The sequence below is a fragment of the Citrobacter sp. genome (assembly GCF_050252275.1).
Classification (GTDB): domain Bacteria; phylum Pseudomonadota; class Gammaproteobacteria; order Enterobacterales; family Enterobacteriaceae; genus Citrobacter_A; species Citrobacter_A amalonaticus.
In genome coordinates this window covers 1-5,504 of the sequence record NZ_JBFWLF010000297.1, presented here as the reverse complement: position 1 = coordinate 5,504, position 5,504 = coordinate 1, and the positions used below count along the sequence as shown (strand labels likewise).

Here is a 5,504-nt window from a genome sequence, read left to right as displayed (position 1 = left end):
GCTCGCCGCCTGGGGCGTAACATCGACAGTATCCCGGCGGAAACCCTGCGCATCCTCAGCAATATGGAATGGCCGGGTAATGTGCGCGAACTGGAGAACGTGGTGGAGCGCGCCGTTCTGCTGACGCGAGGAAGCGTGCTGCAACTCTCGCTGCCGGATATCGGCATGCTCTCACCTGGCGAACCGCCCGTCGCGACCGAAGTCGCCCAGGAAGGGGAAGACGAGTATCAGCTCATCCTGCGGGTGCTGAAAGAGACCAATGGTGTGGTTGCAGGCCCGAAAGGCGCAGCTCAGCGACTGGGTCTTAAGCGCACCACGCTGCTTTCACGCATGAAGCGTTTAGGTATTGATAAAGACGCGCTGGTTTGAGGCACGCGTTGCTGGATGCCGGGTGGGCAATTATCCGTAGGTCGGATTAAGGCGAAGCTGCCCTCCGGCATTTCGCTTCACTTTTTACGCGAGTATTTTTCCGGCAGTTCCGGCACGGGACGTTTATCGTCGATGAGATGACGAACGGTCAGGATGGGATGACGCCAGAGCATTCTCGGCCCCGCCCAGCGCATAATCTGCTTCATCTCTTCACGCTTCGCTGGCTGATAACAGTGTACGGGACACTGTTTACAGGCCGGTTTATCCTCGCCAAAGACGCACTTATCCAGACGTTTTTGCGCATAGGCAAACAGCGCGTCGTAGTGTTCCGGCTCATCAGATGCCTGCGGACACTGGCTCTCGTACAGCGCGATCATTTTTTTAATCGTCAGTTTTTCGCGAGCAATGCGCTTGCCGGACATGATGTGCCCTCCACTACATTAAGGTGCATTTATTCTACAACTTAAATTCTCGCAACACTATCACCCAAAGGTGACACTCCCCCACCCACACCTCAAATAAGAATTATTTTCATTTAACGCTATCTTTATACATGCCTTGTGCTATATAACATAGCAAAGGCTATATTCGATGAATAATTAACCACTTTTTTATGAGGGATACTATGTCGCACCTCTCCCGTCTGACCTCGTCTCTGCTGGCGGCTGTACTGGCCATCTGCGTGCTGTCACCGGCTTATGCCAAAGAGAAGCTCAATGTCGTTACCACCTTCACGATCATTGCGGACATGGCGCAAAACGTGGCGGGTGAGGCGGCCAACGTCAGTTCGATCACCAAACCCGGCGCGGAAATTCATGAGTATCAACCCACTCCGGGCGACATTAAGCGAGCGCAGGGGGCGCAATTGATCCTCTCTAACGGTCTGAATCTGGAGCTGTGGTTTGCCCGCTTCTACCAGAATTTGTCGGGTGTGCCGGAAGTGACGGTTTCTGACGGGGTGAAACCCATGGGCATCAGCGAAGGACCGTATAACGGGAAACCCAACCCTCACGCCTGGATGTCGGCGGAAAACGCGATGATCTACGTCGACAATATTCGCGACGCGCTGACGAAATACGATCCGGATAACGCCGCGATTTACCAGAAAAATGCCGAACGTTATAAAGCGCAAATTCACCAGACGCTGGCCCCTCTCCATGCCGCGCTGGCAAAAATCCCTGCCGATAAACGTTGGCTGGTCACCAGCGAAGGAGCGTTCTCTTATCTTGCCCGCGATAACGATCTGCAAGAGCTGTATCTCTGGCCGATCAACGCCGATCAGCAGGGAACGCCCAAACAGGTACGTAAAGTGATCGATGCGATCAGAGCGCATCAGATCCCCACCGTATTCAGCGAAAGCACCGTATCAGATAAACCGGCCCGTCAGGTCGCGCGGGAATCCGGCGCACATTACGGCGGCGTGCTGTATGTCGATTCCCTGAGCGCCGCCGATGGCCCCGTTCCCACCTATCTCGATCTGCTACGCGTTACCACCGAGACCATCGTCAGTGGTATCAATGACGGTTTGAGGAGTCAGAAATGAGTCAATCTGCGATTACCGTGAATCAGGTGACGGTGACGTATCGCAATGGTCATACCGCACTACGCGATGCCACCTTTCAGGTACCGGGCGGTTCGATTGCCGCGCTGGTAGGAGTCAACGGGTCGGGAAAATCAACGTTGTTCAAAGCACTGATGGGTTTTGTCCGCCTGGCCGACGGCGACATTTCCATCCTGCAACAGCCGGTGAATCACGCGCTGAAGCAGAATCTGATTGCCTACGTCCCACAGTCCGAAGAGGTTGACTGGTCATTTCCGGTGCTGGTGGAAGACGTCGTGATGATGGGCCGCTACGGACATATGGGCTGGCTACGTCGTCCGAAGGCTCAGGATCATGCCAGTGTTGACGCTGCGCTGGCGCGGGTGGATATGCTGGAATACCGCCACCGGCAGATTGGCGAGCTTTCTGGCGGGCAGAAAAAACGCGTCTTCCTCGCCAGGGCCATTGCCCAGGACGGTCAGGTCATTCTGCTGGATGAGCCTTTTACCGGCGTCGATGTCAAAACCGAAGCGCGCATTATTGCGCTGCTACGCGAGTTACGCGATGAGGGGCGCACGATGCTGGTCTCCACCCACAATCTCGGGTCAGTCACCGAATTCTGTGATTATACGGTGATGATCAAAGGCACCGTGCTGGCGAGCGGCCCGACCGAAACCACTTTTACCGCCGACAACCTTGAACTGGCGTTCAGCGGCGTCCTGCGTCACGTCGCGCTCAGCGGCGGCGAAGAACACATCATTACCGACGACGAACGCCCGTTTATCTCCCGACGAGCGGCAGGCTGCGGAGAGTCATCATGAACTGGCTGACAGAACCCTTTGGTTATCAGTACATGCTCAACGCGATGTGGGTATCGGCGATGGTTGGCGGACTGTGCGCCTTTCTCTCCTGCTATTTAATGCTTAAAGGCTGGTCGTTGATTGGCGATGCGCTGTCGCACTCCATCGTGCCAGGCGTTGCCGGTGCCTACATGCTCGGCTTGCCCTTCTCGCTCGGCGCCTTTCTCTCCGGTGGCCTGGCAGCAGGCAGTATGCTTTTTCTGAACCAGCGCTCACGGCTTAAAGAAGATGCCATTATTGGCCTGATCTTCTCGTCATTCTTTGGCATCGGGCTGTTTATGGTGTCGCTCAACCCGATGTCGGTGAATATTCAGACCATCATTCTCGGCAACGTACTGGCCATCGCGCCGGAAGACATTGTGCAACTGGCGATTATCGGCACGGTTTCCCTGCTCATCCTGCTGCTGAAGTGGAAGGATCTGATGGTCACTTTTTTCGATGAAAACCACGCCCGCTCCATTGGCCTGCACCCGGCCCGTCTGAAGCTGCTGTTTTTCACTCTGTTATCGGTGTCCACCGTCGCCGCGCTGCAAACCGTGGGGGCATTTCTGGTGATCTGCCTGGTCGTGACGCCCGGTGCCACCGCCTGGCTGCTGACTGACCGCTTTCCACGCCTTCTTATGATCGCCGTTGCGATCGGCAGTGTGACCAGTTTTTTCGGCGCCTGGCTCAGCTACTGGCTGGACGGGGCGACCGGCGGGATCATTGTGGTGCTGCAAACCGTATTATTCCTGCTGGCGTTCGTTTTTGCCCCCAAACACGGCCTGCTGGCGAACCGCCGTCGCGCACGACGTAAGGAGTCATCATGTTTCTGAGCACCCTGCTGGAACCCTTTCAGTTCGACTTTATGGTCAACGCACTGGCCGTCTCCGCTCTTGTGGCGATTCCCTGTGCGTTACTGTCGGTATTTCTGGTGCTCAAAGGCTGGGCGCTCATGGGCGATGCCATGAGTCATGCGGTTTTTCCGGGAATTGTGCTGGCTTATATCGTCGGTATTCCACTGGCTATCGGCGCGTTTATTGCGGGCCTATTCTGCGCAGTCGCGACCGGATATCTTGACGACAACAGCCGCATCAAACGCGACACCATCATGGGGATCGTCTTCTCCGGGATGTTTGGCGCCGGACTGGCGCTCTATGTCTCTATCCAGTCAGAGGTTCACCTCGATCATATTCTGTTCGGCGACATGCTAGGGATTTCGCTGAGCGATATTGGGCAAACGGCCTTCATTGTGCTGGGTATCGCCCTGATCATTGCATTCAAGTGGAAAGATTTGCTGCTGCACGCCTTCGATCCGCATCAGGCGAAAGCCTGCGGCCTTAACACGACTTTGCTGCATTACGGACTGCTGTGCATGATTGCGCTGACCATTGTGGCGACGCTGAAATCGGTGGGGATTATTTTGTCAATCTCCCTGCTGATCGCCCCAGGCGCGATTGCCATTTTACTCACCCGCCGGTTTGCTCATGCGCTGTTGCTGGCAACGGGTCTGTCGGTGGTTACCTCATTTTTAGGTGTGTATCTGTCATTCTTCCTCGACAGCGCACCCGCTCCCACGATCGTCGTGCTGTTCACCATTCTCTTTATCGCGGCGTTTGTTTTTGCCGCATTACGCGACCGACATTCGGAATTGCGACAACAACAATCGGTGTAAAATTCTGAAACGGAAGAAGGATCGAGAAGTCGGCGATCCTGACTTTCCCTGAAATGCGTATCTCCGCTATCATGTGTCCCTTATGTGATAACAACGAAAACGAAAAGTATCGCAACCCATTTACATTCAGGGACTGGACACAACTCCATGAGTACAATCGATAATCTCGACGCCCACACCCCCATGATGCAGCAGTATCTCAAGCTGAAGGCCCAACACCCGGAGATCCTGCTTTTCTATCGCATGGGCGACTTTTACGAACTCTTTTACGACGATGCAAAACGGGCGTCGCAGTTGCTCGACATTTCGCTGACGAAGCGCGGTGCGTCTGCGGGCGAGCCCATCCCGATGGCGGGTATTCCCCATCATGCGGTCGAAAACTACCTCGCCAAGCTGGTCAATCAGGGTGAATCCGTCGCCATTTGCGAGCAAATTGGCGACCCGGCCACCAGTAAAGGGCCGGTTGAGCGTAAAGTCGTGCGTATTGTCACGCCGGGCACCATCAGTGATGAAGCCCTGCTACAGGAGCGCCAGGACAATTTACTCGCCGCCATCTGGCAGGACAGTAAAGGCTACGGTTATGCTACGCTGGACATCAGCTCCGGGCGTTTTCGTCTGAGCGAACCCGCCGATCGCGAAACAATGGCCGCCGAACTGCAACGGACCAACCCGGCGGAACTGCTGTACGCCGAAGATTTCGCGGAGATGGCTCTGATTGAAGGTCGTCGAGGATTACGTCGTCGCCCGCTGTGGGAATTTGAAATTGATACTGCACGTCAGCAGTTGAATTTGCAGTTTGGTACCCGCGATCTGATTGGCTTTGGCGTTGAAAACGCGCCGCGCGGACTTTGCGCCGCTGGCTGCCTGTTGCAGTACGTCAAGGATACCCAGCGCACTTCCCTGCCGCATATTCGCTCTATCACCATGGAGCGGCAGCAGGACAGCATCATCATGGATGCCGCGACGCGCCGCAATCTGGAGATCACCCAGAATCTGGCCGGGGGCATGGAGAACACGCTGGCCGCCGTGCTCGACTGCACCGTGACGCCGATGGGCAGCCGTATGCTCAAACGCTGGCTGC

At 55.7% G+C, this 5,504-nt stretch carries 6 protein-coding genes and 1 pseudogene; 6 read left to right on the top strand and 1 reads right to left on the bottom strand.

Going from position 1 to position 5,504, the window contains the following annotated elements; all coding sequences use genetic code 11:
* The coding region (locus AB7E14_RS19795) for a helix-turn-helix domain-containing protein (protein ID WP_428169835.1) at window positions 1-369 on the top strand (369 nt) is incomplete at its 5' end.
* A 77-nt stretch (window positions 370-446) separates the two neighbouring features.
* On the opposite strand, the gene AB7E14_RS19790 is transcribed toward AB7E14_RS19795, so the two are convergent.
* Window positions 447-791 (bottom strand): nitrous oxide-stimulated promoter family protein, encoded by a 345-nt coding sequence (locus AB7E14_RS19790; protein ID WP_042999580.1) that lies wholly within the window; start codon window positions 789-791, stop codon window positions 447-449.
* 203 nt (window positions 792-994) lie between these two features.
* On the opposite strand from AB7E14_RS19790, the gene AB7E14_RS19785 reads away from it, so the two are divergent.
* The 5 genes and pseudogenes from AB7E14_RS19785 to AB7E14_RS19765 all read left to right on the top strand — a co-directional run.
* The gene (locus AB7E14_RS19785; RefSeq protein WP_200118847.1) at window positions 995-1,912 is read left to right on the top strand and encodes a metal ABC transporter substrate-binding protein; all 918 of its coding nucleotides are present in this window, start codon (window positions 995-997) and stop codon (window positions 1,910-1,912) included.
* Window positions 1,909-2,730, top strand: coding sequence for an iron/manganese ABC transporter ATP-binding protein SitB (gene sitB / locus AB7E14_RS19780; RefSeq protein ID WP_042999578.1), 822 nt, complete (start codon window positions 1,909-1,911; stop codon window positions 2,728-2,730). The genes AB7E14_RS19785 and sitB overlap by 4 nt, the downstream gene beginning before the upstream one ends.
* Window positions 2,727-3,584 (top strand): iron/manganese ABC transporter permease subunit SitC, encoded by an 858-nt coding sequence (sitC, locus tag AB7E14_RS19775; RefSeq protein WP_042999577.1) that lies wholly within the window; start codon window positions 2,727-2,729, stop codon window positions 3,582-3,584. The genes sitB and sitC overlap by 4 nt, the downstream gene beginning before the upstream one ends.
* Entirely contained in the window at window positions 3,575-4,423 is an 849-nt protein-coding gene (sitD, locus tag AB7E14_RS19770) for an iron/manganese ABC transporter permease subunit SitD (RefSeq protein WP_316962020.1), read from the top strand. The genes sitC and sitD overlap by 10 nt, the downstream gene beginning before the upstream one ends.
* 147 nt (window positions 4,424-4,570) lie before the next feature.
* Window positions 4,571-5,504 (top strand): annotated as a pseudogene (locus AB7E14_RS19765) (DNA mismatch repair protein MutS); the annotation flags it as partial.

What these genes read in the sequence shown, in the direction of transcription:
- sitD (WP_316962020.1), top strand. Translation starts at nt 3,575, where the DNA reads ATGTTTCTGAGCACCCTGCTGGAACCCTTTCAGTTCGACTTTATGGTC.
- AB7E14_RS19790 (WP_042999580.1), bottom strand. Translation starts at nt 791, where the DNA reads ATGTCCGGCAAGCGCATTGCTCGCGAAAAACTGACGATTAAAAAAATG.
- sitC (WP_042999577.1), top strand. Translation starts at nt 2,727, where the DNA reads ATGAACTGGCTGACAGAACCCTTTGGTTATCAGTACATGCTCAACGCG.
- AB7E14_RS19785 (WP_200118847.1), top strand. Translation starts at nt 995, where the DNA reads ATGTCGCACCTCTCCCGTCTGACCTCGTCTCTGCTGGCGGCTGTACTG.
- sitB (WP_042999578.1), top strand. Translation starts at nt 1,909, where the DNA reads ATGAGTCAATCTGCGATTACCGTGAATCAGGTGACGGTGACGTATCGC.